Source organism: Candidatus Methylomirabilis limnetica (genome assembly GCF_003044035.1).
Taxonomy (GTDB): Bacteria; Methylomirabilota; Methylomirabilia; order Methylomirabilales; family Methylomirabilaceae; genus Methylomirabilis; species Methylomirabilis limnetica.
The window spans coordinates 64,000-89,428 of the sequence record NZ_NVQC01000028.1 but is presented as its reverse complement, the minus strand read 5'-3'; the positions used below and the strand labels follow the sequence as shown (position 1 = coordinate 89,428).

The 25,429-nt window shown below is 58.0% G+C and carries 22 protein-coding genes; 15 read left to right on the top strand and 7 right to left on the bottom strand.

Annotation, left to right across the window (positions count from 1 at the left end; all coding sequences use genetic code 11):
• Nucleotides 1-9: 9 nt before the first annotated feature.
• From gltA to CLG94_RS11155, 9 genes are all read left to right on the top strand, one after another.
• Nucleotides 10-1,512 carry an NADPH-dependent glutamate synthase gene (gltA, locus tag CLG94_RS11200; protein WP_107563569.1) on the top strand — a complete coding sequence of 501 codons (1,503 nt, stop codon included), beginning with the start codon at nt 10-12 and terminating at the stop codon, nt 1,510-1,512.
• A 357-nt stretch (nt 1,513-1,869) separates the two neighbouring features.
• A complete protein-coding gene (gene purU, locus CLG94_RS11195) occupies nt 1,870-2,730 on the top strand; it encodes a formyltetrahydrofolate deformylase (RefSeq protein WP_107563567.1) in 861 nt (286 codons plus the stop codon).
• Nucleotides 2,731-2,755: 25 nt separating this feature from the next.
• Complete coding sequence (locus CLG94_RS11190; RefSeq protein ID WP_107563565.1) at nt 2,756-4,375, top strand: MutS-related protein; 1,620 nt, start codon at nt 2,756-2,758, stop codon at nt 4,373-4,375.
• 408 nt (nt 4,376-4,783) lie between these two features.
• Nucleotides 4,784-5,848 carry a glucose-1-phosphate thymidylyltransferase gene (locus tag CLG94_RS11185; RefSeq protein WP_107563563.1) on the top strand — a complete coding sequence of 355 codons (1,065 nt, stop codon included), beginning with the start codon at nt 4,784-4,786 and terminating at the stop codon, nt 5,846-5,848.
• A 50-nt stretch (nt 5,849-5,898) separates the two neighbouring features.
• A complete protein-coding gene (locus CLG94_RS11180; RefSeq protein WP_107563561.1) occupies nt 5,899-6,360 on the top strand; it encodes a polysaccharide biosynthesis C-terminal domain-containing protein in 462 nt (153 codons plus the stop codon).
• Nucleotides 6,361-6,472: 112 nt separating this feature from the next.
• The gene (gene rfbB, locus CLG94_RS11175) at nt 6,473-7,495 is read left to right on the top strand and encodes a dTDP-glucose 4,6-dehydratase (RefSeq protein ID WP_107563559.1); all 1,023 of its coding nucleotides are present in this window, start codon (nt 6,473-6,475) and stop codon (nt 7,493-7,495) included.
• A 175-nt stretch (nt 7,496-7,670) separates the two neighbouring features.
• Nucleotides 7,671-8,030: a phosphomannose isomerase type II C-terminal cupin domain gene (locus CLG94_RS11170; RefSeq protein WP_107563557.1), complete on the top strand. Its 360-nt coding sequence runs from the start codon at nt 7,671-7,673 to the stop codon at nt 8,028-8,030.
• Nucleotides 8,002-9,075 carry a mannose-1-phosphate guanylyltransferase gene (locus CLG94_RS11165; RefSeq protein WP_161954154.1) on the top strand — a complete coding sequence of 358 codons (1,074 nt, stop codon included), beginning with the start codon at nt 8,002-8,004 and terminating at the stop codon, nt 9,073-9,075. Before CLG94_RS11170 ends, CLG94_RS11165 begins: the two co-directional genes overlap by 29 nt.
• Before the next feature lie 384 nt (nt 9,076-9,459).
• On the top strand, nt 9,460-10,428 hold the full coding sequence (locus tag CLG94_RS11155; protein WP_107563553.1) for a UDP-glucuronic acid decarboxylase family protein: 969 nt from the start codon (nt 9,460-9,462) through the stop codon (nt 10,426-10,428).
• 16 nt (nt 10,429-10,444) lie between these two features.
• On the opposite strand, the gene CLG94_RS11150 is transcribed toward CLG94_RS11155, so the two are convergent.
• Nucleotides 10,445-11,356: a branched-chain amino acid transaminase gene (locus tag CLG94_RS11150; RefSeq protein ID WP_107563551.1), complete on the bottom strand. Its 912-nt coding sequence runs from the start codon at nt 11,354-11,356 to the stop codon at nt 10,445-10,447.
• A 204-nt stretch (nt 11,357-11,560) separates the two neighbouring features.
• Here CLG94_RS11150 and CLG94_RS11145 point away from each other — a divergent pair, with 204 nt between their 5' ends.
• Nucleotides 11,561-11,950 (top strand): c-type cytochrome, encoded by a 390-nt coding sequence (locus CLG94_RS11145; RefSeq protein WP_107563550.1) that lies wholly within the window; start codon nt 11,561-11,563, stop codon nt 11,948-11,950.
• Between the two features lie 118 nt (nt 11,951-12,068).
• Here CLG94_RS11145 and thiI read toward each other — a convergent pair whose 3' ends face one another.
• Nucleotides 12,069-13,268, bottom strand: coding sequence for a tRNA uracil 4-sulfurtransferase ThiI (thiI, locus tag CLG94_RS11140; RefSeq protein ID WP_107563548.1), 1,200 nt, complete (start codon nt 13,266-13,268; stop codon nt 12,069-12,071).
• 98 nt (nt 13,269-13,366) lie between these two features.
• Between thiI and CLG94_RS11135 the strand changes: the two genes are divergently transcribed.
• The 5 genes from CLG94_RS11135 (at nt 13,367) to CLG94_RS11115 (ending at nt 18,336) form a co-directional block, all read left to right on the top strand.
• Nucleotides 13,367-14,044, top strand: a complete 678-nt coding sequence (locus tag CLG94_RS11135; protein ID WP_107563546.1) for a transposase — start codon at nt 13,367-13,369, stop codon at nt 14,042-14,044.
• Nucleotides 14,045-14,549: 505 nt separating this feature from the next.
• Entirely contained in the window at nt 14,550-15,938 is a 1,389-nt protein-coding gene (locus CLG94_RS11130) for a nitronate monooxygenase (protein WP_107563544.1), read from the top strand.
• Between the two features lie 145 nt (nt 15,939-16,083).
• Nucleotides 16,084-17,004, top strand: a complete 921-nt coding sequence (gene corA / locus CLG94_RS11125; protein WP_107563542.1) for a magnesium/cobalt transporter CorA — start codon at nt 16,084-16,086, stop codon at nt 17,002-17,004.
• Nucleotides 17,005-17,104: 100 nt separating this feature from the next.
• On the top strand, nt 17,105-17,539 hold the full coding sequence (locus CLG94_RS11120; protein ID WP_107563540.1) for a GlcG/HbpS family heme-binding protein: 435 nt from the start codon (nt 17,105-17,107) through the stop codon (nt 17,537-17,539).
• An 89-nt stretch (nt 17,540-17,628) separates the two neighbouring features.
• A complete protein-coding gene (locus CLG94_RS11115) occupies nt 17,629-18,336 on the top strand; it encodes a type 1 glutamine amidotransferase (protein WP_107563538.1) in 708 nt (235 codons plus the stop codon).
• Here CLG94_RS11115 and CLG94_RS11110 read toward each other — a convergent pair.
• The 5 genes from CLG94_RS11110 to ileS form a co-directional block, all read right to left on the bottom strand.
• On the bottom strand, nt 18,333-18,692 hold the full coding sequence (locus CLG94_RS11110) for a Smr/MutS family protein (protein ID WP_239993223.1): 360 nt from the start codon (nt 18,690-18,692) through the stop codon (nt 18,333-18,335). The genes CLG94_RS11115 and CLG94_RS11110 overlap by 4 nt on opposite strands.
• Nucleotides 18,693-18,734: 42 nt before the next feature.
• Nucleotides 18,735-19,205, bottom strand: a complete 471-nt coding sequence (locus tag CLG94_RS11105; protein ID WP_107563536.1) for a universal stress protein — start codon at nt 19,203-19,205, stop codon at nt 18,735-18,737.
• 1,641 nt (nt 19,206-20,846) lie between these two features.
• Nucleotides 20,847-21,923, bottom strand: coding sequence for an RluA family pseudouridine synthase (locus CLG94_RS11100; RefSeq protein WP_107563534.1), 1,077 nt, complete (start codon nt 21,921-21,923; stop codon nt 20,847-20,849).
• Entirely contained in the window at nt 21,920-22,408 is a 489-nt protein-coding gene (gene lspA / locus CLG94_RS11095; RefSeq protein WP_107563532.1) for a signal peptidase II, read from the bottom strand. The genes CLG94_RS11100 and lspA overlap by 4 nt, the downstream gene beginning before the upstream one ends.
• Before the next feature lie 113 nt (nt 22,409-22,521).
• Complete coding sequence (gene ileS / locus CLG94_RS11090; protein WP_107563530.1) at nt 22,522-25,347, bottom strand: isoleucine--tRNA ligase; 2,826 nt, start codon at nt 25,345-25,347, stop codon at nt 22,522-22,524.
• Between the last annotated feature and the right edge of the window lie 82 nt (nt 25,348-25,429).

Below are 25,429 nucleotides of genomic sequence, written 5' to 3'. Positions count from 1 at the left end.
GGCGCGAATATGGCAGAAGCAACTAAGGGATTAAGTTCAAAGGAGCGGATAAAGAAGCCTCGCAATCTTATGCCCTTGCATCCGGCAGAGTTGCGCATTCTCAGTTGGACGGAGGTGCCCATCGGCTACTCACGAGAGCAGGCCATGGACGAGGCTATACGATGCATTCAGTGCAAGAAGCCGGAATGCGTACCCGCGTGCCCAGTGGGCATTGACATCCCTGCCTTCATCAAACTGGTTGAAGCGGGGGATATCGCTGGCGCGGCTGGAAAGATTCGGGAGACCAACTTCCTCCCCGCCGCATGTGGGCGGGTGTGTCCCCAGGACAAGCAGTGCGAAGCGGTGTGTATCGTAGGCAAGAAGAATGACCCGGTGGGTATCGGCAACCTGGAGCGGTATGTGGCGGACTACGAGCGGGAGCACAAGCTGGACCGTACTCCGGTCATCCCACCTCCCACCGGCAAGCGAGTGGCTATCATCGGCGCCGGTCCAGCGGGGCTTACCTGCGCCTACGAGCTTCGCACCCGCGGTCACGAGATCACGGTGTTCGAGGCATTCCATCGGGGCGGGGGTGTGATGGTATACGGTATCCCCCGGTTCCGCCTGCCACTGGAGGTCATCGACGAAGATCTCAAGCTGCTTGAAGATATGGGAGTGGAGTTCGTCTATAACATGGTGATCGGTAAGATCCTCACCATCGAGGACCTTCTGGAAAAGGAAGGGTTCGATGCGGTGTTCATCGGCACCGGCGCAGGCTTGCCAAAGATGCTGGGCATCCCCGGCGAAAACCTGAATGGTGTCTATTCCGCCAACGAGTACCTCACCCGAATCTACCTGATGAACGCCAACGAGTTTCCACGCGCTTCCACGCCCCTCTACCAGGGTAAGAAGATGGCGGTCATCGGTGCGGGCAACACCGCCATGGATGTGCTCCGCACCGGGAAGAGACTTGGGGCGGATGTTACCTGCTACTACCGCCGCTCCCATGAGGAGGCCCCGGCCAGGACGGAGGAGTTGGAGCATGCCGAGCAGGAGTTCATCGACTTCAAGTGGCTCTCCAGCCCTGTGGAGTTCATCGGCGACGAGCGCTACTTCGTCAAAGCCATCAAGTGCGAGGTGATGAGGCTGTCCGAACCGGATGAGTCCGGCAGAAGAAAGCCCCTCCCAACCGGCGAGTACTTCATCGATGAGGTGGATACGGTAGTCTTCTCATTAGGGTGCGAGGTGAACCCGGTCATCCCCAGCATGACGCCAGGGCTTCGGGTCAACAAGTGGGGTGTCGTCATGGTGGACCACACGACCTACCACACGAGCAAAAAGGGGGTCTTCGCGGGTGGCGACGTCGTTACCGGCGGCTCCACGGTCATCCTGGCCATGGGGCAGGCAAAGCAGGCTGCCGGGTACGTCCATGAATACCTTATGGGTCAGTTCAACTACGAGCTCAACATTTCTACTGATCCCAACGCCCCTGGCGTGCAGTGGGAAGGGCGCTTTGCCAAGGGGAAGCGATAGACTCCGCTTCTAATCGACAGACATCCCCCGGCGTGGACCGACTCGCGGGATAGGTGTCTACGTGGTGCGCAATGAGCGCCTGCCATTACTCGCCCCCGACGCGTTCGACCGCTTCTCGTTTCAATTCACGCGTATAGGCCATCCCCGGACTCCCTATTCTATTCGGTTCTTCCGGGTGTTCCGTGGGTACCCGGGCCTTCCAGCATCCCCTCCCCCCACTGAGGGGGAGGGACACAGCTACCCTCTTCCCCGGAAGGGATATTGATCCCCCTCGTACCCACGCTAATGCCGGAAGAACCTTCTATTCTCGCATTGGACGACGCTTCTTCTGTTGCGGTTCTGAATGGAGGAGAGCTTATGACGTCGAGCGCTCGTGCCCGCCTGCTTATCTCGTGTCCTGACCGTCCAGGCATCGTTGCGGCCGTCTCGCAGTGCTTGTGTGAACAGGGCGCCAATATTGTGCACTCGGACCAGCATACCACCGACCCGGCAGGGGGCGTCTTCTTCATGCGGATCGAGTTCGACCTCCCGGAGTTGGACAGCCGTGGCGCTTCACTCACGAGAGCCCTCGAGCCGATCGCCAGCCGGTTCCAGATGGATTGGAAGTTGGCGTACGCTGCCCGCCTCAAGCCCATGGCCATCTTTGCGTCGAAGGAGGACCACTGCCTGCTGGAGTTGCTCTGGCGGTGGAGGGCTAAAGAAATGGTCGCTGACATCGCCATGGTGGTGAGCAATCACACCGACCTGCGCGGACTTGTAGAGGCCTACGGCATTCCCTTTCACCACATCGCGGTTACGCGGGAGAGACAAGATCAAGCCGAGGCCGCACAGCTTCAACTGGTCGAAGGCAAGGTTGACTTGATTGTCATGGCCCGGTATATGCGAATCCTCTCGCCATCTTTTATCCGACGCTTTCCCAACCGGATTATCAACATCCACCACAGCTTTTTGCCGGCCTTTGTCGGGGCGGATCCCTATGCACAGGCGTACTCTCGTGGGGTCAAATTGATTGGCGCCACGGCGCATTACGCTACCGAAACGCTGGATGCCGGGCCGATCATCGAGCAGGATGTGGAGCGGGTAGATCACCGCAACAACGTGGAGGACCTGAAGCGGATCGGCCGCCACGTGGAGCGGATGGTGCTGGCGCGGGCCGTCACCTGGCACTTGGAGGACAAGGTGCTGGTGTACGGCAACAAAACCGTGGTGTTTGCCTAGTCACTGGCGCGATGGGAGTGTGTGGATGCATGAACCTCTTCTGACAGCCATCGGCAAGGATCTATCGGTTCGTTCGGCCAGGGCGGCGAAAACTGGAGAAGGCGTGCTCGATGAGAGCACGTTCAACACTATAGAAGTCGATCGACTCTTTGATGCTGTCAATTGCGCCAGTACCGTTGTCGGGCAAGCAACGCTTTACCGCTCATTAGCCCACCCGTTGAATTCGGTCGAGGCCATCACGGCCAAGCAGGACGCGCTCAAAGAGCTGGACTCGAAGGCTGATCTGAGGATACAAGTCGAGGGGTTGGTGCAGCATGCCGCAAAATATGAGGAGGAATTTTACCGACTGCTGTTTGGGACCTTTGTCGGCACCTTCGGGAATCCCCTGGGCAAAATGGAGACAGGGAGCTTTGGGCATGCAACGTACCGGCAAGGGACGAAGCTCATGCTCGATCTCGTCAAGGGCGCCCAAGGCCTGCCCACACCCGAAAGCCCCTATCTTCGAGCGCGTCTCGAAGCTCTCAAGGCGTTTGGTTCCACGCGATCGCATGCCTTGATGAAAGGGCCTGTCTACCTGACGGAAAGGGCAATCAGGACGAAGGCTGAAAAGTGGTTACTGGCCCCTGCCATCAAATTCAGACCAACCCTCTTCAAGCCACGATTGATTATCACGCTCTTGATTGCCATGGGTCTCCTGCTACATTACGCCCCAGCTCTTGGGGTCTCCCGACACGCGATGCCCGTCTTGATGGTTGTCTTACTCCCCTCACTCCTGCTGTATGGACCTCTCATCGGAGGTTTTGACCGGGACAGTATCATCTATCCCTTGCGGGATGGGTATAGAGACTCACGCGATGTGCAGCAGGCATTAGAGGCTTTGGGGCAGATCGATGAGCTGCTGTCCTTTCACCGCTATGCCAAGGCCTTCGGGAGTTCTACCGTTTTACCGACGCTCATCGAATCAGATCAGCACGCGATGGTCTTGAAAACGGTCAGAAACCCTATCCTGGGAAAAGGGAATGTCGATTACGTACCCAACGATATCAACCTGAACGGGGCTCGATTGACGTTTATTACCGGCCCAAACGGAGGCGGGAAGACCGCTTGCTGTAAAACCATTGCCCAGGTGCAACTGTTGGCGCAGATCGGTTGCTATGTGCCTGCCGAACAGGCGCAGGTCTCGGTGGCTGATCGGATCTTCTATCAGGTTCCGGAAAGCAACTCGCTGGCTGATCGGGAGGGGAGATTCGGGACGGAGTTACAACGCACGAAAGCCATCTTTTTCGCATCGTCGCCCAGAAGCCTGGTCGTTCTGGATGAACTGGCGGAAGGAACCACCTATCAAGAGAAGCTGGAAATCTCCCGCACCATCCTCGGTGGATTTTACCAAGTCGGCAATAATACGATCCTGGTTACCCACAATCACGAGTTGGCGGAGCAGTTTCAACAAAGAGATGTTGGATCGTATCGCCAGGCAGAATTTATCCATGGCTCCCCAACCCATCGGTTGATCGAGGGGATCTCACGAGTGAGCCATGCCGATAAAGTCGCTCGACGAATCGGCTTTGCGAAAGAGGATATCGAAAGGCACCTGGCTGAGCGAGGCTATGTAGGTGGGTGCGAGACCTCGTCTGAAGGGAAGTAAGCGACTGACTACTTACAACGCGTCTGCTCTGCCACTCTGTTGACTCATCGTAACTACTGAGGTAGATAGACTGTAGTCTTTTAGACTGTAGGAACGCGCACGGATGAGCCAGGCGTCTCCGAATGCGACGCGAAAATAATGGAGATCGAAAAGGTTCTGGACTCCTTGATTCGGTCCATGCGCAAAGACTAACAGCCTTCAGCCTAAACACTTGGGTAGTTACGTTTTTTCTCCACTCGCAGTAGCCGAATATTTCAAAATTGACAAGCCGAGTCTCCTTCCGTACAATTCCCTCCGTCTTACAAAAAGCGTTGAATCTTCTCGCCAGATCAGACTTCAATATCGGTAACACTCATTACGTATCGTCCTGTGTGATGGAGTGGAGTTGAGTGTGACCAAGGAAATCCCATGAAGGCATTGATCTTGAGCGGAGGCAAGGGGACCCGCCTGCGTCCGATCACCCACACCAGCGCCAAGCAGCTCGTGCCTATCGCCAACAAACCGATCCTCTTCTATGCGCTGGAAGCAATGGCGGCGGCCAAGATCCGGGAGGTTGGGATCGTGGTTGGCGACACGAAGCGTGAGATTCAGGGGGCGGTGGGGGACGGGGCGCAATGGGGCATCGAGGTCTCATATATCGAGCAAGAAGCGCCCCTTGGACTCGCCCATGCAGTCAAGATCGCTGAGCCGTTTCTGGGGAATCATCCCTTCGTGATGTATCTGGGAGATAACCTGATCAAGGACGGGATTTGCTCCCTGGTAGAAGAGTTCGAGCGGTCGGGCGCCAACTCTCAGATCCTTCTGGCAAGGGTTCGCGATCCACAGCGGTTCGGGGTGGCGGAGCTTCGAGATGGTCAGGTAATCTCTCTGGAGGAGAAGCCGGCGCACCCTAAAAGCGATCTGGCGCTCGTGGGTGTCTATATGTTCGACCAGACGATCTTTGAGGCGGTTCATGCCATACAGCCTTCGGCGCGGGGCGAGTTGGAGATCACCGACGCCATCCAGTATCTGATCGACAAAGGATATCAGGTCCATCCCCATATCATCAGCCGCTGGTGGAAAGATACGGGGAAGCTTGAAGACATGCTCGAGGCAAATAGGATCATGTTGGAGGCGATCACCCCCAGGGTAGAGGGAGAAGTGGACGAGGCCTCACACCTTATCGGAAAGGTGATCGTGGAGCAGGGGGCGAGCGTTACGGCCAGCACCATTCGAGGGCCGGCAATCATCGGCAGGCGCTGCCGCATCATCAACTCCTACATTGGGCCGTTCACCTCCATATATCATGACACACTGGTGCAGAATAGTGAGATCGAGCATAGCATCATCCTCGACCAGTGCCGCATTACCGATATCGGCGGGAGGTTGGAGGATAGTCTCATCGGAAAGAACGTCGAGGTGTTCCGGTCTGACGGGAAACCGAAGGCCTATCGACTGATGCTCGGGGATAGCAGCCAGGTGGGGTTGGTGTAAAAAAGTTCAACGTTCAAGGTTCAACGTGCAAGGTTCAAGGTTGAGGGGTGATGATGCTTATTGATGGTGTGAAAACTAGACAGCTACGGCGGGTTCCTGATGAGAGAGGTTTCCTTACAGAGATGCTGCGCAGCGACTGGGAGGAGTTCGAGCGATTTGGGCAGGCCTACATCACTGCCGCCTATCCCGGGGTGGTGAAGGGGTGGCACTATCATAAGAAACAGACCGACCACTTTGTCGGGGTCCTCGGAATGTCCAAGGTTGTTCTGTTCGATTCCCGCGACAACTCTCCCACAAAAGGCTTGCTCAATGAGTTTTTCATCGGTGAGCAGAATCCGATGTTGGTCAAGATCCCGCCCCTGGTGATCCATGGGTACAAGGCGGTAGGCGACCGGATGTCGGCGATTATGAATTTCCCGACCGAGCTCTACAATTACCAGGAGCCGGATGAGTTTCGAATCCCCCCTGACAGTCCGGATATCCCATACGATTGGGCAGTGAAGCTGGGATGAAGCCAGTTTCGAGTTTCGAGTTGCGAGTTTCGAGTCCAGGCCGGGGTTCCACGGCTGAAGATGCGTGTCCGTCTTGGAACCCGAAACCCGAAACTCGAAACGTGTTTGAACAATGAGAATCGTGGTGACCGGTGGAGCCGGATTTATCGGGTCGAACTTCATTCGCCACATGCTCGCGACAGAGCCGGATTGCGGCGTCGTGAATCTCGACAAGCTGACCTACGCCGGCAACCTCGAGAATCTGGCCGACGTTGAGCGCGATCCTCGATACCGATTTATCAAGGGGAGTATCTGCGACGTTGAGTTGGTAGACGCCATCTTGAAGGAGCGGTTCGATGCGCTGATGAACTTCGCGGCCGAATCGCACGTGGATCGAAGTATCCAGGATGCGAGGGCATTCGTGGAGACCAATACGCTTGGGACGCAGGTCATTCTGGATGCGTGCCGTCGGCATCGGGTTCCAAGGATGGTGCAGGTATCGACTGATGAAGTATATGGCTCGCTCGGGCCTTCAGGGTACTTTAGGGAAGACAGCCCTCTCTCTCCAAACAGCCCCTATGCCGCCAGCAAGGCGGCGGGAGACCTTCTGGTTGCGGCCTACGTTCGTACCTACGGGTTACCGGCGATCATCACCCGGAGCTCCAACAACTATGGTCCCTACCAGTTTCCAGAGAAGGCGGTTCCGCTCTTTATCACCAATGCCATTGCCGGTGAAGCGCTTCCGCTTTACGGCGACGGCCTCCAGGTCCGCGAGTGGCTGCACGTGCAGGACCACTGCGAGGCGTTGGCGCTGATTTTGAGGAATGGGCATAATGGTGAGATTTATAATATCGGCGGCAAATGCGAGCGGGCCAACATTGACGTAGCTCGCCATATCCTGAGGACCCTGGGTAAGCCCGATTCTCTGATCGTACACGTCGAAGACCGGCTCGGACATGATCGAAGGTACGCCCTCGATATGTCGAAGTTGGAGCGAAAGCTGGGCTGGAGACCTCGCATTCCCTTTGAGACGGGGCTCAAGGAAACGGTCGGCTGGTATGAGGATCACGTGACCTGGTGGACGCGCATCAAAGCGGGGGAGTATCGGGAGTATTACCAAAAGACGTACGGGGACCTCTCGCACGTATCTCAGTAACACCCCATGAGAGGCACTACCGCACTGCGGCCCACGGAAATGTAACTCTGGGGAAGCTATCAGCTTTCAGCGATCAGCTATCGGTTCTTTTGATGTACCCCTCTGCTTTATCTGAAGCTAACGGCTGAGTGCTGATGGCTGAACGCTTATTTCTAAGGAGCAGACGAGGGATCACATGCAAACAGTACTGACCTCAACGCGGCCCTGGGGACGCTGGACAGTCCTTGGGGAGGGAGAGGGATACAAGGTCAAGCGGATTGAGGTCAATCCCGGGCATCGTCTGAGTCTGCAGCGACACGCTTCCAGGAGCGAGCACTGGGTTGTTGTGGCCGGCACGGCCAAGGTGATAATCGGGAACCAGGCCTTAGTCATTTCCGCCCAGGAATCGACGTTCGTGCCGGCAGGGACAGATCACCGGATCGAGAATCCCGGGCCACATCTACTCACCATTATTGAAATTCAAAACGGCGCCTACCTCGGGGAGGATGACATTGTTCGACTCCAGGATGACTACGGGCGGAGCGACGAGCAGTAACCCCCATGTCTTCGCGGTGGTGCTTGCCGGCGGGAAGGGCGAGCGCTTCTGGCCGCTCAGCACGGAAGCACAACCCAAGGCCTTCCTTCGCTTGATCGGGAGCGAATCGCTCCTGCAGGCGACGGTCCGGCGGGTGCGGCTCCTGCTGCCCTGGGTCCAGATTGTCGTGGTCGTTGAGCAAAAGCATGGCGACCTCGTCCGAGAGCAGCTCCCGGAGCTCCCCGTAGCTAATCTCCTGCTCGAGCCGCAGGGTATGGATACCGCAGCAGCCATTGGGATCGCTTCGCTGCACCTCGAGCGACTTGACCCTGAAGCGGTCATGATTGCTTTGCCGGCTGATCACTACGTTCCTGATGGCGAGGCGTTTGCGGCAGGAGTGCGCCGGGCGACCGAGCTGCTCGCCTCATACTCGGACTGGGTCGTGATGTTCGGAATCCCCCCTGCCCGGCCAGAGACCGGGTACGGATATCTGGAGGTCGGCGAGCCGCTGGCCTCGCCTCCCGGCGCTTTTCGCGTCCGTCGATTTCTGGAGAAACCGGATCGGCAGACGGCCGAGCGTTTGGCAACAGACGGGTATCACTACTGGAACAGCGGCATCTTCCTCTGGCGAAATGTCGCCATTCAAAGTCTGCTTGCCAGGCATATGCCGGAGGTGTGGGCGGGCCTCTGTCGCATCCGCGAGGCGTGGGGGGTACAGGAGGCGCTGGAACGGGAGTACAGCGCGTTCAAGAAGCAGTCGGTAGATTACGGCGTGTTGGAGCGGATGGGGGAGGGGGTTGCGATGGTCAGGGCCGATTTCGCCTGGGATGATCTGGGAACCTGGGATGCGTTGGCTCGAGTGCTGCCCGTAGACGATGACGGCAACGTGATCGTGGGTGAGGTGCATCTCCTGGATACGACGCAGTCGGTCATTGTCTCGACCGGGCCGCGGGTGGCAACCGTCGGGCTGTCGGAGATGATTGTGGTAGCGTCCAAGGACGGTGTACTGGTCTGTCCCAAGGAGCGGGCACAGGAGGTCAGGAAGCTTGCGGGTGGGCCTCGATGATTACGTCATCGCCACAGGCGAGACCTATTCAGTTCGGTAGCTCGTCCAGATCGCGTTCGCGAGGGTAGGGCTCGATTGGCAGGAGTATGTTATTGAAGATCCTGCGTAACTACTCAGGTAGATAGGCTGTAGTCTTTTAGACTGTTGGAACGCGCACAGATGAGCCAGGCGTTTTCTGAATGTGACGCGAAAATGATGGAGACCGAAAAGGTATCTGGGCCCTTGGTTCAGTCCATGCGCAGAGACTAACAGCCTTCAGCCTACAGCCTGAACACCTGAGAGTTACGATTGCGCAGGCGCTTAAGAAGCCGAAGGATCAGCTCTGGATCAAGATGAAGGCCATGGGGTTCGAATACATGGGGATCGGGCGATGAGAGGAGTTCCATGTCTCGTGCACTGATTACGGGTGGGGTCGGATTTCTGGGTTCCCACCTGTGCGACCGTTTGATCGAGGAAGGACATGAGGTCGTCTGTCTCGATAACCTGAGCACCGGCCGGATAGACAACGTCGCCCACTTGGGCGGGCACGATGCGTTCCGTTTCATCAAGCAGGACGTCACCGAGTATCTGTACATCGACGGCCCGCTGGACTATGTGCTCCATTTCGCCTCTCCGGCCAGTCCCGTCGATTATCAGCGCCTTCCGATCCAGACCCTCAAGGTTGGCTCTCTCGGAACTCACAAGGCCCTGGGCCTGGCCAAGGCCAAAGGCGCCCGCTTCCTGCTCGCATCGACATCAGAGGTCTACGGCGACCCCTTGATCCACCCCCAGCGGGAGGAGTACTGGGGCAACGTGAATCCGATCGGACCACGTGGGATGTATGACGAGGCGAAGCGGTTCGCTGAAGCGATGACTATGGCGTATCACCGGTATCATGGGCTTGATACCCGAATCGCCAGGATCTTTAATACGTATGGACCCCGGATGCGACCCAACGACGGACGCGTCGTGTCCAATTTCATCAACCAGGCGCTGCGCGACGAGCCCCTGACGGTGTATGGTGACGGGTTACAGACCCGAAGCTTCTGTTACGTCTCTGATTTAGTCGAAGGGCTGTACCGCCTGTTGATGTCGGACGAGGTCAACCCAGTCAACGTTGGGAACCCCAATGAATTCACGGTGATTGAGCTTGCCCACATGGTCTTGAAGTCAATCGGCGGTCAGTCTGCTGGTTCGACAGCCCTCACCACAGGCATTGAGATCTGCCCGTTGCCGCTGGATGATCCTCGTGTCCGTCAACCGGATATTGGCTTGGCAAGGGCTAAACTCGGCTGGGAGCCGAAGGTGCAGATCGCTGAAGGGCTTGTGCTCACCATCGAATACTTCCGCAAGCAGTTGGAGGGGTCTTCCTAAACCCTCCACCCTGTTCTTAATAGACTGGCGTCAGCCAGTGCGCGTACTTCTTCTGCTTTCCCTTGACCACGTCGAAATAGAGCGCTTGAATCTTCGCGCTGATAGGCCCTATCCTACCGGTGCCCAGCGGCCGTTTATCCACCTCGATCATCGGCGATATCTGGGCGCCCGTACCGCAGAGAAACGCCTCATCGGCGACGTACAGTTCCGTCCTGCCGATGGGCCGCTCGATCGTCTCGATGCCCAGCTCCTCCCGAGCCAGCTCGATCACTGTCTCGCGCGTGATCCCTTCCAGGATATCCTCGGACAGGGCGGGCGTGATCAACTTTCCCCCCCTGACGAGAAAGATATTCTCTGCCGATCCTTCAGAGATAAAGCCCCCCTCGGTGAGGAAGATCGCCTCATCGTAACCATGTTCGAGAGCCTCGGTCTTGGCCAATGCGGAGTTGACATAGCCGCCAGTGACCTTGCAGCGGGCCGGGATGGCGTTATCGTTGATGCGGCGCCAGGAAGAAAAGCCCACCTTGATCCCCTTTGAGACGTCGATGTAGTCGCCAAGCGGGAGTGTGTACATGGCGAAACCGGCGGAATAGCCGATGAACTTCGGGCCGATCCCATCAGAATCGACATACGCAATCGGCCGGATATAGGTGTCGGTTTCGGGGTGGTTTCTCCTGAGCAATTCCAGGGTGATTTCCGACAACTCTTTCTCGTCCTTGACGATGTTGAGCTTCAGGACTCGGCAGTTTCTGAGCAGCCGGACGTAGTGTTCCACCATGCGGAACAGGTAGAGCTGCCTCTCATCCGGGTTCCAGTAGGCTCTAATTCCCTCGAAGATGCCGGTCCCGTACTGGAAGGTATTGTTCTGGATGCTAACCTTGGCTTGATCAAGCGGAACGAACTGCCCCTTGAAATACGCGTGCGCCATTGTACCCCTCTCTTCGCATCACCAAACAATACCCAAATATCGGGCTCAACCTAGCCGGAATCACATGAAAAGTCAACAGGTTTTGGGCTTCTAAAGGATAGGTCAACTTCCTCTTGACATAGGAAAATCTGGAGCGCAGACTTTAGCAAGTTGCTAGTTGCTCATTGTATGCGATGAGTGGGAACCACTTTACAGGAGGAATCGATGGTGAGAAAAGCGACCGTTCAAGTGGTTCTGCTAACTGCTTTGGTCGTGGGCTGCGCAGGGGCCTGGACAGCCGTGCCGGCTACCGCCGAGCCCAAGGCTCCGGAGAAGTTTACGACCTTCTGTGTTCCGTGTCACGGTTCAGCGGGTGATGGGAATGGGCCGGCAGCGGCTTTTCTAAATCCCAAGCCGCGGAACCTTACGGACGGCAAGTACATGAATGTCAGAACCGATGCGCAATTGATCAATGTCATCAAAAATGGCAGCGCGTCAGAGAAGTTCAGCCCGCTGATGAGTGGCTTTGGGGGGGTGCTCAACGACATGGAGATCAAGGACATCGTCGCCTATATCCGCTTACTGGCCGTCCCGAAGTACCAGTCGGAGAAGTGAAGTACAGCCCTTGCGCGATCAACCATCAGCTTTCAGCAAAATGATGGGCCGTGAAAGGCGATCCACAATTCTGGAAGCGAAGGCGCTGACCGCTGATTGCTGAAAGCCGAATCGCTGCTCAACCAGGAAACGACAGCTCAAGGGAGTACGCGGCAGAGTGAGCCTGCGCCACGAGTCGCTCAAGGTCAAGGGGGCGCTCGGCGAGTTCGGCCTCGCGGTGAGTCGTGTGCGTCGCCACCTGCCTTGGCAGAAACATCGAACAGCAGTCCTGGTCGGGAATGATGGAGACCTCGTAGCTGCCAATCTGCTGTGCCTGCTGCGTGATCTCGTCCTTGTCCATACCGATCAAGGGCCGTAGAATCGGTAAGGTGGATGCCTGCTCGATGGTGGCGATGTTTTCAATGGTTTGTGACGCCACCTGACCGAGACTCTCGCCGGTCACCAGAGCCTGGGCGCCTTCCTTGCGGGCGATCTGTTCGGCGATTCGCAGCATCAGCCGTCGATACACAACGATCCTCATGCGTCCGGTGACGTGGGAGACGACCTCCTGCTGGAGCTCGCCGAAGGGCGCCAGGTAGAGGCGAGAAGCAAACTGGTACCGGGTGAGGAGTCGCGCCAGTTCGATCGCTTTTTCTTGTGAGGTTCGGTCAGCGAACGGCTGGCTATGGAAGTGGACGAAGACGACACGGCACCCACGCTTCATCATCCGGTAGGCCGCAACCGGAGAATCGATCCCGCCTGACAGCAGACACGCGACCGTCCCGCTGGTCCCCACCGGGAGGCCCCCCGGGCCCAACAGTTTATCGAAGTAGACAAAGGCCTCTGCAGGGAGTATCTCGATGTATATCGTCAGCTCCGGATTGGTGAGATCGACGCGGGCGCCACAGATGCGCTGCACCCTGGCCCCGATTATCTCGTTGATCTCCTGGGAGGTCTGCGGAAAGGTCTTGAAGGCGCGACGGGCCGCCACGCGAAAGCTGTGAAATGAACGGCTGGAGACCTCCTCTTCGATCCGCTGCGCGAGTAACTCCAGATCAGGCGCCATCATGACGGCAGGGGCGAAATTCGCAATCCCGAAGACACGGCTCAGCCGCTGTCGCAGGACCTCCCACGAGGTCTCCTCGCGCATCTCCAGGAACAGCCGACCGGCTAGTCGCTTGAGTGGACCGCAGTCGAGATCACGCGTGGCCAGCAGGATATTGGCCTCAAGCTGCTTCAGGAAGAAGCTCCGATTTTTCCCCTTGAGGGCGATCTCGTGATAATGGATGAGAGCGCCCCTCGCCGGTGGTCGCGCGCTCGCGCCGCCTGTTCTCTTCATAAAGCCTCCTCGCTTCCTGTTTCGCTCATCCTAGCAGATTAAATAGGGACAGACACTATTTATTTGACAATTTAGGGTGTTTGCTCTAATGATCTTGCATGCCACGGATTGCTCGAATCGTTGCACCCGGCCACCCTTACCATATTACGCAAAGAGGGAATTATCGCCAGGCGGTCTTTCGTAACGACGAAGATCGTTCTCGATACTTATCCTGGGTTAATGAATACAGCCGCAAATTTCACCTGTCGATATGGGCCTATTGCTTAATGGACAATCACGTTCATTTCATTGTCCAACCGCAGGAAGAGGCATCGTTGGCTAAAGTGTTCAGCGTGGCCCATATGCGGTATGCTCAGTATTTCAACAAAGAGAGAAAGGCCTCCGGGCACTTGTGGCAGGGACGCTTTTATTCCTGTCTGCTTGATGAGCCGTATCTTATGGCGGCAATGCGATATGTTGAGAGGAATCCGGTGCGGGCCAGGATGGTCAACAGGCCTTGGCAATGGAAATGGTCCAGTGCGGCCGCTCACATCGGTGGAACGAGTGAGATGGTCGATGTCATTGAGATAAAGGAATCAGTGGGCGTTTCCATGGAGTCATGGAGAGAACACATCGATTTGGACGATAATGCCCCAGACGTGGAAACGATTCGAAGGCACACTATGACAGGGCGACCACTGGGGAGGGATGGGTTCATCGGGGAATTGAGCAGGAAACTGGGGCGAGTTATAAGCGTTTCGCATAGAGGAAGACCAAGAAAGGGTCTTACGAAATAGTGCCCGTACCTATTTCAACTCTGATACACTTTTCATGACCATTTGTGGTACATTTCCTTGTGACCAGTGACACACATACGTGATCCGTATGTAAGGTGGTGTGGGAGGAGCGGGGCCGCGAGGCTCTTCCCTATCACGATTGAGGCTGTAGAAAACGTCCCTAAGCAGATTTTTGCGCAAGATGTATAAAACAGTGACCCCCTAGAATGCGCCACAATCAACGATCTCATATTTGGGAAGGGTGCTCGGCAATAGCAGGCGGTGGTGCGCGGAGCGGGCTGGTGGCCGGCTCAAATCGCGCACGACTCACTACAGCATGCCGGGCCTGCGATGCGGATCGAGCCGAGCCCCACCACTCGCTCTCGCGTGGTTGTGCAACCGGTCGCGTGGCAGCATGAAGAAGCCCTTATCGAGCGCACCCGGGGAAGGCGCGGGAGCGGATCATCGGTGCCATGCTTCTTCCATCAAAGAGCGCTCAACGCTTCCCCTGATCATTCAAGGCGGTATGGGTGCCGCTGTCTCCAACTGGCGGCTGGCCAACGCCGTGGCACGAACTGGCCAGATGGGTGTCGTCTCCGGCACCGGCATCGATACGGTGTTCGTACGTCGCCTGCAGGATGGCGATCGCGGCGGCCACATGCGCCGCGGGATCGAGCAGTTCCCGATCCGTCGCGCCGCGGACGAGGCCATACGCCGCTACTATCGGCCCGAGGGTCGGGCGCCGGGCGAGCCGTACACGATGCTCCCCATGTACCGCCAGGTGGTCTCTCCCGCTCGGCAGGAGCTCACCATGTTGGCCACATTCGTCGAAGTGTTCCTCGCCAAGGAGGGACACGATGCGCCGGTCGGCATCAACCTGCTCACCAAAGTTCAGATGCTCGCACTGCCGACGCTCTACGGCGCAATGCTCGCCGGGGTCGACTACGTTCTGATGGGCGCCGGGATCCCGCGAGAGATCGGAGGGGTGCTCGACTTGCTCGCTGGGCACCAGCCGGCCCGGCTCCGATTCGACGTGGAGGGACTACCCTCCGGCGCCGTCGAATACCTCGAGTTTGACCCCGGCATCCATTGGGAGACGCCGCCGGCACCGCTTGCGCGGCCGAAGTTCCTCCCGATCGTGGCGAGCAACTCCCTGGCGAAGATGCTCGCCCGTAAGGCGACCGGCCAGGTGGATGGATTCGTGATCGAGGGCCCCACCGCCGGTGGCCACAACGCCCCGCCCCGCGGTGAGCCACGATTCAACGAGCGCGGCGAGCCGATCTACAGCGAAAACGACAAGGTGGACCTCGCGAAGATCAAGGAGCTGGGGCTGCCGTTTTGGGTGGCGGGCGGGACCGGACACCCCGAGCGCCTGATTGAGGCGCGTAAGGATGGAGCCGCCGGAGTCCAGGTCGGGACGCTCTTCGCCTTCTGCGACGAATCGGGACTAGCAGAGCCGATCAAGCGTTCGGTGCTAGCCCATGCGGCCCGCGGCGAGGTAGACGTTCGCACGAAGCCCCGCGTATCGCCCACCGGCTTTCCAATCAAGGTCGTGGAATGGGCCGAGAATCCCGCCGTGGGCGCAACGCGCGAGCGGATCTGCGATATGGGGTACCTGCGCGTCGCCTTCATGACGGCGGATGGAAAAGTGGACTATCGGTGTCCCAGTGAGCCTGAGGCCGCCTACGTGAAAAAGGGTGGCAAGCTGGAGGACACGATCGACCGCCAGTGCCTGTGCAACGCGCTGCTCTCCGTCATCGGCCACCCGCAGATCAATCCCAACGGCACCGAGGAGCCGCCGATCGTTACCAGCGGCGACGACCTCGCGACTATCGGTGGCTTCCTGGGCGGCCGGACGAGCTACACTGCCGCAGACGTCGTCGCCTATCTGTTGTCAGGTCGTTGTGAGGCCTAGGGTCGTTCGGCCTAACTCATTCCCTCTCTTCCTCCGATCTTACTTGGCGCAAGTCCCCCGCCAAGCCTCACACCCATGCTTCAAGAAGCCGGCGAACAGGCCAACAATCTCTTGATATGAATAACAAGGGACTTACGGTACAAAGATGATCGGCCCTGCTGCTGCCGCATGCCTGATCGGGGAGCGCAATGGCTTTTGCTGGTATCACGTGGACGATCCCAAGGGCCCTGCGCTCGACGAGCTGGCCGCTCAGCTTGGCCTGCACGAGTTGGCCATCGAGGACTGCCGTAATTATCGCCAGCGCGCCAAGCTCGAAGAGTATGATGGCCACCTGTTCCTTATTTTCAACTCCATCCACTTTAACCCGGAGAAACAGGAGTGCTGGTTTGGCGAGATCAATTTCTTTGTCGGCAAAGATTTTTTGGTGAGCGTCCGCGAAGGCCCCACGCCCAGCCGCACCGTGGCGGCCGTGCTTCCGACATTTCGCTCCGACCCCACGATGGCCCATCCGGGCCGCCTGCTTCAGCACATGCTCGACTTCATGGCCGACCAGTATCTGCCCGTGCTCGACACCGTGGAGGACCGCATCGAGCAAATCGAGGAGCAGATCCTCGATAATCCCACGCCCCGGCTGCTGGCAGATATCTTTGCGCTCCGCCGCGCGTTGATTGATTTTCGCCGCGTGGCCCTGGCTGGGCGCGAGGCGATCAATCATCTTCTCTACCGCGCCGAACCATGGTTCCGTTCGCAACAGCCATATTTCCGTAACATCTACGACCACATCGTCCGCGCTCTCGATTTTGCTGAAACCTATCGCGACATCCTCACCGGCGTGCTTGACGTCCACCTTTCCGCCACCGCCAATCGCACCAATGAAATCATGAAGAGCCTGACCTTCTGGGCCACCGTGGCCATTCCTTTCCTGCTCATTACCGGCTTTTTTGGAATGAATTTTCCCAACCTGCCATGGCTCGAAAGCTCACTTGGCTGGATGTATGCGTTACTGGCGATGATTACCGTTGGAGTGGCGATGGGAGTATATTTCAAGTACCGAGGCTGGTTCTGAGGATGACCCAAGCTGCATGCAATAGACGGGGGGAGTTGTAGTTTTGAGCAAGACCATGGACGCCTCGCCTTTTATGAGGCCCTAACAGAAGGAGAAGACAATGCATGTGACATTTGAAGAAGCGCAGCAAGCCGTTGAGGCTGCCATAAAAAAAGCTGAGGAAGTCGGCACCCAGATGTGTATCGCAGTGGTGGACTCCGGGGCTAATTTAAAAGCTTTTGCTCGGATGAATGATGCTTGGGTGGGAAGTATCGACATTGCTATCAAGAAGGCTAAGACTGCCTGTTTCTTCGGGATGCCCACGGGCCAGATCGGCAAGCTCTCTCAGCCCGCTGGTCCGCTGTTTGGGATTGAGCACTCCAATGAAGGATTAATTACATTTCCTGGAGGGCTTCCCATTGTGAATACAGAAGGCATTCTTATCGGAGCGATTGGAGTGAGCGGCAGTTCGGTTGAGAACGATCATCTTGTTGCAAAGGCGGGGGTTGAGATCGTTGGGCTTTCCGATCTTCCGGAGCACCCATGGCGGACCTAGGTGCGCCCAACAAAGGCATGGAGAGCGGTGCATGCCCACCACCGTTAAAGAGCTTGAAGCCGAAGCGTTAAGCCCTACCTGCCGTTGCGATGAAACCACTCTTGGTCCTCCAGCACGTCGGATGCGAGACCCCGGGCATCTTCCTTGACCTGCTTGAGAAGCAGAATCGCCCAGTGGAGACGGTAAGGCTGTATGAGGGCGATCGGGTACCGGAAGGCTTGTCACCGTATTCCGGGCTCCTGGTCATGGGCGGGCCGATGAGTGTCAACGACGAAGCTGATTACCCCTGGTTGAGGACGGAGGATCGACTCCTGAAAGAGGCGCTGGCGCTCGATGTTCCCACATTGGGCATCTGTCTCGGCTCGCAGCTTATCGCAAAGGCGGCCGGCGGGGCGATCCGGCAGGGGCCGCGCAAGGAGATCGGCTGGTACCCGGTCCGGCTCACCACGGCGGCGCAGCACGATCGGCTGTTCGGCGGGTTCCCCGAGTCGATTGAGGTGTTCGAGTGGCACGGCGAGTATTTCGATGCGCCGTCCAGGGCAGTCAACCTGGCCGGTTCGGCACTCTATGAGTGTCAGGCCTTCTCGATTGGCCGGAATGTCTATGGCCTACTGTTTCACCTCGAGGTGACGGCATCGATGGTCTCTGACTGGGTCAGGACTTTCACGCAGGAGCTTGACTGGGTCAAGGACTATATCCGGCCTGATGCGATCCTTGATCAGCTTCCGGTCCGGATTGATACGCTCAACCGACTGGCCCAGACCTTCTTTGTGCGCTTCTGCCAGGGCCTCCGCTAGATTTCCGATGGTCTCAACCGGACGATCGTTGCTCCCCATCCCCCCGCCTCGGGTGGGGCGTCGGTGAAGGAGATGACGCCTGGGTGGCTCGCCATCAGGCGCTGGACAATCGCCCGCTGCGTCCCCGTCCCTTTCCCATAGATCAGCCGAACTTCTGACATCTTCGCCTCCCTGCACTGTTCGATGTACTCCTCGACTACCGACGGGATCTCCTTGGGCGCGAAGGCGTGCAGATCGAGGATATCCTCGGTGGGTAGGATCACCGGTTCCTCGAATGGCTCTTGCGCCCCACGAGTATCCATATCTGATTTGTCCAGCGACTCAATCTTCGGCGTCAGCAATTCGCAGTCCATCATCCACCGTCGCGCCATGACGAGCGAAGTGAGCGGTGAGAGTCCTCACTCTCGGCCGCGGATAATGAGAACGGGGCGATCGGCTGACCGCACCACATGCTCTGCCACTGAGCCCAGGAGCAGGTGCTTCATCCCGGAATAGCCATGGGATGCCATCACGATGAGGTCCACCTCCTGAGCTGCAGCCTCTTGGCATATCGTATCATGGATCGGTCCGGAGACCTCCACTACCCGTATCTTCGTGGTCACCTTTCCCTCTGCACGAACCTCCTCAGGCACAAGTGCTTCCAGTGAGGAGAACAGCTTTTCCCGGATCTCCGTCCGCTCCTCAGCGAGCGTCTCCCCAGGCGTGGGCTGAGCGTAGAGCGGGTCCGGAATCCCTGACACGTCAACCGCACACCAAAGGATGACAGTGCCGCCACGCTCTGCCAGGATAGCATAGGCATGGAGGACTGCGGTGTTTCCGAGGGGTGAGAGATCTGTAGTCACCAGCAGTTTCTGATATTTTGGCAACATGGCACGATACCTCCTCGCGTCAAGCAGGGTTATGTTGCTATCCGCTACGCTGACATTGTGGAGACCGTCCAGACGACCCCTGGTGCGCCTCTTACGCTGAGCATCTTGGGGCATGTTCAAGATATAACTCTCTCCGGGTATCGTGTCAATGGGTGAGTAACCACTCTAAAATAGTACCCGTTTTCTGCGGCGAGTGGTACGAGCGATCCCTATATTGACATTGGCATACTCGCCGGCTCACTGATGCCCATTCCGAGGAGTTCTAGTCAGCGGTGCTCAGGGGATTCCTTCTTTCCATTGCTCCCGGTGCGCCTGCTCGGGCCAGTAAACCACCCCAAAAGGTGCGAGGAACCCCCCTTCCCTGGCGCGGTCTTTGAGGCGTTCGTCAACCACGCCAGAGAGCCCTTGTTAGGCGAACGAGAGAGCGTGGATGGGACGTCACATCGCCCTGTCCAGATACTGCATTTTTGTCTTGACAATAGGTTCTACCTCAGTTAACTTTCTTCACGAAGTTTGCATGTCAGAGAGTAGAGTTCCGGACTGCTCTTAATCGAAGGACATATCGACTTCTACGTTGGCGTTGGCCGTCGGCTCCAATCAGGCACACAGAGAAGATCTACCTAAGATTGATCTGCATGGAACAAAGGCTCATGGCAGCAAAAAAAGCGGGGTTGCGAGCTGCCGTCCTTACGGGTTCCGGGAAGAATGGTGTGGGCCGATGCGGCAAAGCTTTCGTTAGGTTTCTGAACTGCGGGATGTTATACTACGCTGGTAGGGTGGCTCCGTCGTTGCTATACTCGTTACGAGACCGGTTCTTCATAGATAGTTGCAAGGTTGACCTCTGTAGGATACAATCCGAAACACATCTGGCGGTGGATGTTGTGGAATGACCGGGGTAATCACTAACCAGTAAAATAAAGGGGGCTTCAGTGGATCGAGGTGATACGATACTGTTGTGGCTTGCGGCTGGTGGCTTGTTGACCTTCGTGACGGTTGCTATGGTGATTTCGTTTATCTAAACTAAGGGGGACTTCAATGGATGGTGGCGATACAATATTGCTGTGGATTGCGGCTGGTGGTTTGTTGCTCTTCGTGACGGTTGCTATGGTACTTTCGTTCATGGCCTAGTTGTTCCAGTAGATGCAGCTTCAGGATCACGCAATCTCATAAAATCGTCGTAGAAACGCCTCAGCAAGCTGAAGGTTGGGGTACCTCTCCAATAAAACTGCTACACCGCCGGAGTTCTTCTCTGCCTGATAGGGGAAAGTCGCCATGTTGCAGCGGTTGGCAGGTGAGTAAGTGACAACCCGCCGCTCGTAGTGAACCTTCAAACCGCGAGCAAATTGTCTCGCCTCTCGATGGACTAAGGATGTTGTAGTCAGTCGGAAGGCCGAGAACGTCACTGGCCGTTGGCTCGAATCGCGGTGTCTCTTTAGCTGAGCCTGTATCGATTCGAACGGGGACTAGCAGTTATGGTGCGCCGCCAATCGCGCCGACTACGCGGCAGCGGTTGGGGCTTTTACTGAACATTCCGCCCCTATAGAACCGACGATCAATGGCTTAGTTGTCAGGCCTTGTCCTTGCAAGGACCCCGAGTGCTATTGGAGTGCGGACCTTCGCGTGATGGCACTCGACCTGTCACTAGGAAAGATCCTGCGGTGTGGCTCCACCAGAATCGTGACGGTGGAGAAACCGTGAACGGTGCGAAGTGCGGGGTGCGAGGTGCCCGGAAGAACCGCTGGCGGGAGGGGATCCGAGCGGGGTGGTTCCCGTCGATGGTTCTGCGTGAAGCCAGCTTGTGAAGTCCAGCGGCAGCGGGGCTTCAAACTCCATCCACTCATCAGTCCTCGGGTGGAACAGACCGAGTTTCCAGGCATGCAGGAGGTGTCGCTCCGCCTCCACTCTCCACTCTCCACTCTCCATTCGCCATTTCCTTTCCCTTCGTCCCCCATATAGCTTATCGCCCACCACCGGGTGTCCGATCGCGGACAGGTGGACCCGGATCTGGTGGGTTCTGCCGGTGTGTGGCTGGAGCTGTAGCAGTGTGGAGCCATTGAGGCGCTTCATCACCCGGTAGATGGTCACCGCCTCCCGACCTTTGCGTGTGCACACCGCCATCCGCTTTCGATCCCGTTCGTGACGGCCGATGTCGGCCTCGATTTTCCCCTCCGGCTGCTTGACCTCGCCATGCACCAGCGCGATGTAGGTCTTCTTCACTCGACGTCCTTTAAATTGTGTGGCGAGCGAGGCCATGGCCGTATCGGTTTTAGCCACGACCATCACCCCAGAGGTCTCTTTGTCGAGCCGGTGAACGATCCCTGGCCGTCGTTCCTCGCCGATCCCGGGTAAATCCGGACAGTGATGCAGGATGGCGTGGACCAGCGTCCCGGTCTGATGCCCGGGGGCGGGGTGCACGACAAGCCCAGCCGACTTATTCAGGACCAGAATGTCAGTATCTTCGTACAGGATGTCGAGGGGAATCGGTTCGGGTGTGAGGGTGGACGGCTGTGGCGGAGGGATAGAGAGGCTGATGTGCTGGCCCGGGTGAGCCGTGGCGCTCGCCTTTGGGTGGCGACCATCGACCAGCACCCGGTCGGCTTTGATGAGGCGCTGGATCTGTGATCGTGGGAGCCCTGTCGCGGTAGAGAGGTAGCGGTCCAGGCGCAGGTCGGTGGCCGAGCCGTCAGCTATGAGTTCGCGAATCTCATCGCCGCTCATGAGGCCCGCCCCCGATCTCGCTCCCGACGTTCTCCAAGGATCAACGTGAGCATCATGAGCGACACGCCGACGGTGATGGCGGAGTCCGCGACATTGAATGCAGGCCAGTGGTACTGATAGTAATGAACATCGATGAAGTCGATGACCATGCCGATTCTCAATCGATCCACCAAGTTGCCAACAGCGCCCCCAAGGATCAGGCTCAACCCGAGCATAGTAAGCGGATGATCGTCAACCCTGCAATGGCGATGGTACAGGATGAACCCGATGGCCAGGAGAGAGACGCCAATGAAGAGAGGTTTGCGAACCCATGCAGCTTGATCGGCCAGGAGGCCGAATGCCGCGCCTGGGTTCATGACATGGACGATCGCGAAGAGATCGGAGATGATGGGGATGCTGTGGCCGAGTGGCATCGTGGCCTGGATCAACAGCTTTGAAGCCTGATCGAGCAGGATGACCGTCAGAGCGACAGCATAGAACCGCATGGATTAGCGCGTGGTGCGAAATCCCCCCGTGCCCCCCTTTTGCAAAGGGGGGGTGGGAGGATTTAGGATGCGGAGTGGGGGGTGCGAGGTGCATAAATCCTTGGTCATTTACCCTATACCCTGTCCCCATACCCTATTTCTTCCAGGACGCCGGCGCAGCGGCCGCAGACATCCGGATAAGGGATGGATCGGCCCACGCTTTCGCTGTAGGTCCAGCAGCGGGCGCACTTCTGTCCCTCTGCTCGCCCTACTCGCACCTCAACCCTTTTTCCGGCCGCCTCTGTTTCTGCCAGGCTCCCTACGCTCACGGCCGAGACGATGAACAGCGTCGGCAGATCGGCTTCGTACTGAGTGAGGACTGGCAGTAAGGTGGGCTCTACCAGGAGGTCAACGCGTGCCTCCAGTGATGTCCCGATGAGCTTGGCTTTGCGAGCGGCTTCGAGGGCTTTCAGCACATCATCCCGAACTGACAGCAAGTCTTCCCAGTGGGCTTCAAGGGCTTCGTCCAGAAGACTGGATCGGATGGGCGGGAATTCGGCAAGGTGCACGCTCTCCATCTCGCCGCCCTGCTTAGGCATCGCCTGCCAGACCTCATCGGCGGTGAAGGAGAGGACCGGGGCCATGAGTCTGACGAGCGCGTCAAGGATCTGATACATCGAGGTTTGGGCCGCGCGCCGGGCGCGGGAGCGGGGGGCGGAGGTATAGACCCGATCCTTCAGGACATCCAGGTAAAAAGCCGACAGGTCCACTGCGCAGAAGTTATGCAGGCTATGGTAGAGGAGGTGAAACTCGCAGGTCTCGTAGGCCCGGCGTATTCGTTCGGTGAGCCGCCCTAGCCGGTGCAGGATGAACCGATCGATCTCATCGAGTTCGTTGAGCGGCAGCGCATCGTGAGCAGGCTGGAAGTCGGACAGGTTGCCGAGCAGATAGCGACAGGTATTCCGGATTCGTCGGTATCCTTCAGCCAGCCGCTTTAAGATCTCCTCAGAGATCCGGATATCGTCGCGGTAGTCCTCGGCCGCCACCCAGAGGCGAAGAATCTCGGCGCCATACCGTTCAATCACCTCTTGTGGGGCCACGACGTTGCCGAGGGACTTGGACATCTTCTTCCCCGCACCATCCACCACGAAGCCGTGGGTCAAAACCGCACGATATGGTGCGCGTCCCCGGGTTCCGACCGCGGTGAGCAGCGAGCTATGGAACCACCCCCGATGCTGATCGCTCCCTTCGAGGTACATGTCGGCGGGCCATCGTTGGTCGGGCCGGACCTCAAGGACGGCCGCGTGGCTCACACCGGAATCGAACCAGACATCCAGGATGTCGCGTTCCTTTTCGAAGTCGGCCCTCTCACAGTTGGGACAGGCGGTCCCGGGCGGAAGCAGGTCCGCTGCCGCAGCCGTGTACCAGATGTCAGCTCCCCCGCGTTCGATCATGGTCGCGACGTGCTCTGCGAGTCGCTGGTCCGCCAGGATGTGGCCGCAATGGGTGCAGTAGAAGGCGACGATCGGGACCCCCCAGACTCGTTGTCGCGAGATGCACCAGTCGGAGCGGTAAGCGACCATATTGCTGATTCTCTCCTCGCCCCAGGAGGGGATCCATTGGACCTGCTTGATCTCCGCCAGGGCCTTGGCGCGGAGGCCGGTCTGCCCGCCCCCCTCGTCAGGCAGGACCGCGGCGTCCATGGAGACGAACCACTGCTCCGTCGCCCGGAAGATCGTTGGTTTCTTGCACCGCCAGCAATGAGGATAGGAGTGCGAGAGTTTCGCCTCCGATAGCAGGAGACCTCGGCGCTGAAGCTCTGCAACGATCGTGCTGTTGGCCGCCCATACGCTCAGGCCTCCGACAAGCGGCAGGTCCGCGACGAATCTCCCGGCAGCGTCTACGGGGTTATAGATGTCGAGGCCGTTCTTCATGCCGGTCTCGTAATCCTCTACCCCGTGCCCCGGAGCCGTGTGTACGCACCCGGTGCCCTGATCCATGGTGACGTAATCGGCCAGCACGACCTTCGAGCCCCGGTCAATCCAGGGGTGTCTGGCCATAAGCCCTTCCAGCGCACGGCCAGGCATCTCCTCGACGACCCGGCTCTCTGTTACTCCTGCGGCTGCAAGCGTCTCTTGTAGCCGATCTTTGGCGATGATGAAGAACTCACCGGACGTTTCGACGATCGCGTAGGATGCATCCGGATGCACGGCGATAGCCAGATTCGCCGGCAGCGTCCATGGTGTCGTGGTCCAGATCACGACGAACGATCGTGCGCCCTGCAGTACCGGCAGACGCTCCGCGGCGCCCGGGTCGAGGGGAAACTTGACGTAGATGGACGGAGAGGCATGATCGCCGTATTCGACCTCGGCCTCAGCCAAGGCGGTCCGGCAAGAGGCGCACCAGTGAACCGGCTTTTTCCCCTTGTAGACGACCCCCGCGCCGAACAACCTCCCCAACTCGCGGACAATCGTCGCCTCATACTTGTAATCCATGGTGAGATAGGGGTCTGACCAGTTGCCGAGCACTCCGAGACGCCTGAACTCTTCCCGCTGAATATCGATGAACCTGGCGGCGTACTCCCGACAGAGCTGCCGCTTCTCGACCAGCGACACCTCCGCTTTCCTACTACCCAGGTCTTTATCGACCTGGTGTTCGATCGGGAGCCCGTGGCAATCCCATCCTGGGACGAAGGCAGTGTCGTAGCCGAACATCGACTTCGACTTGACGACGATGTCCTTCAATATCTTATTGAGTGCATGGCCGATATGAATGTGGCCATTTGCGTAGGGGGGGCCATCGTGGAGGATCCAAGCCTGCCGATCAGCTCGGACCTCTCGGAGCCGACCATAGAGATCCAAGACTTCCCACCGCTTTAGGATGGACGGCTCGAGCACAGGGAGATCCGCCTTCATCGGAAAGGCGGTCTTGGGCAGGTTCAGCGTTTCTTTATAATTCATCCCCAAACTCCAGGGTATAGGGTTTAGGGTCTAGGGTACAGGACGCAGAGGCTGAACTAAACCCTTTACCCTAGACCCTAAA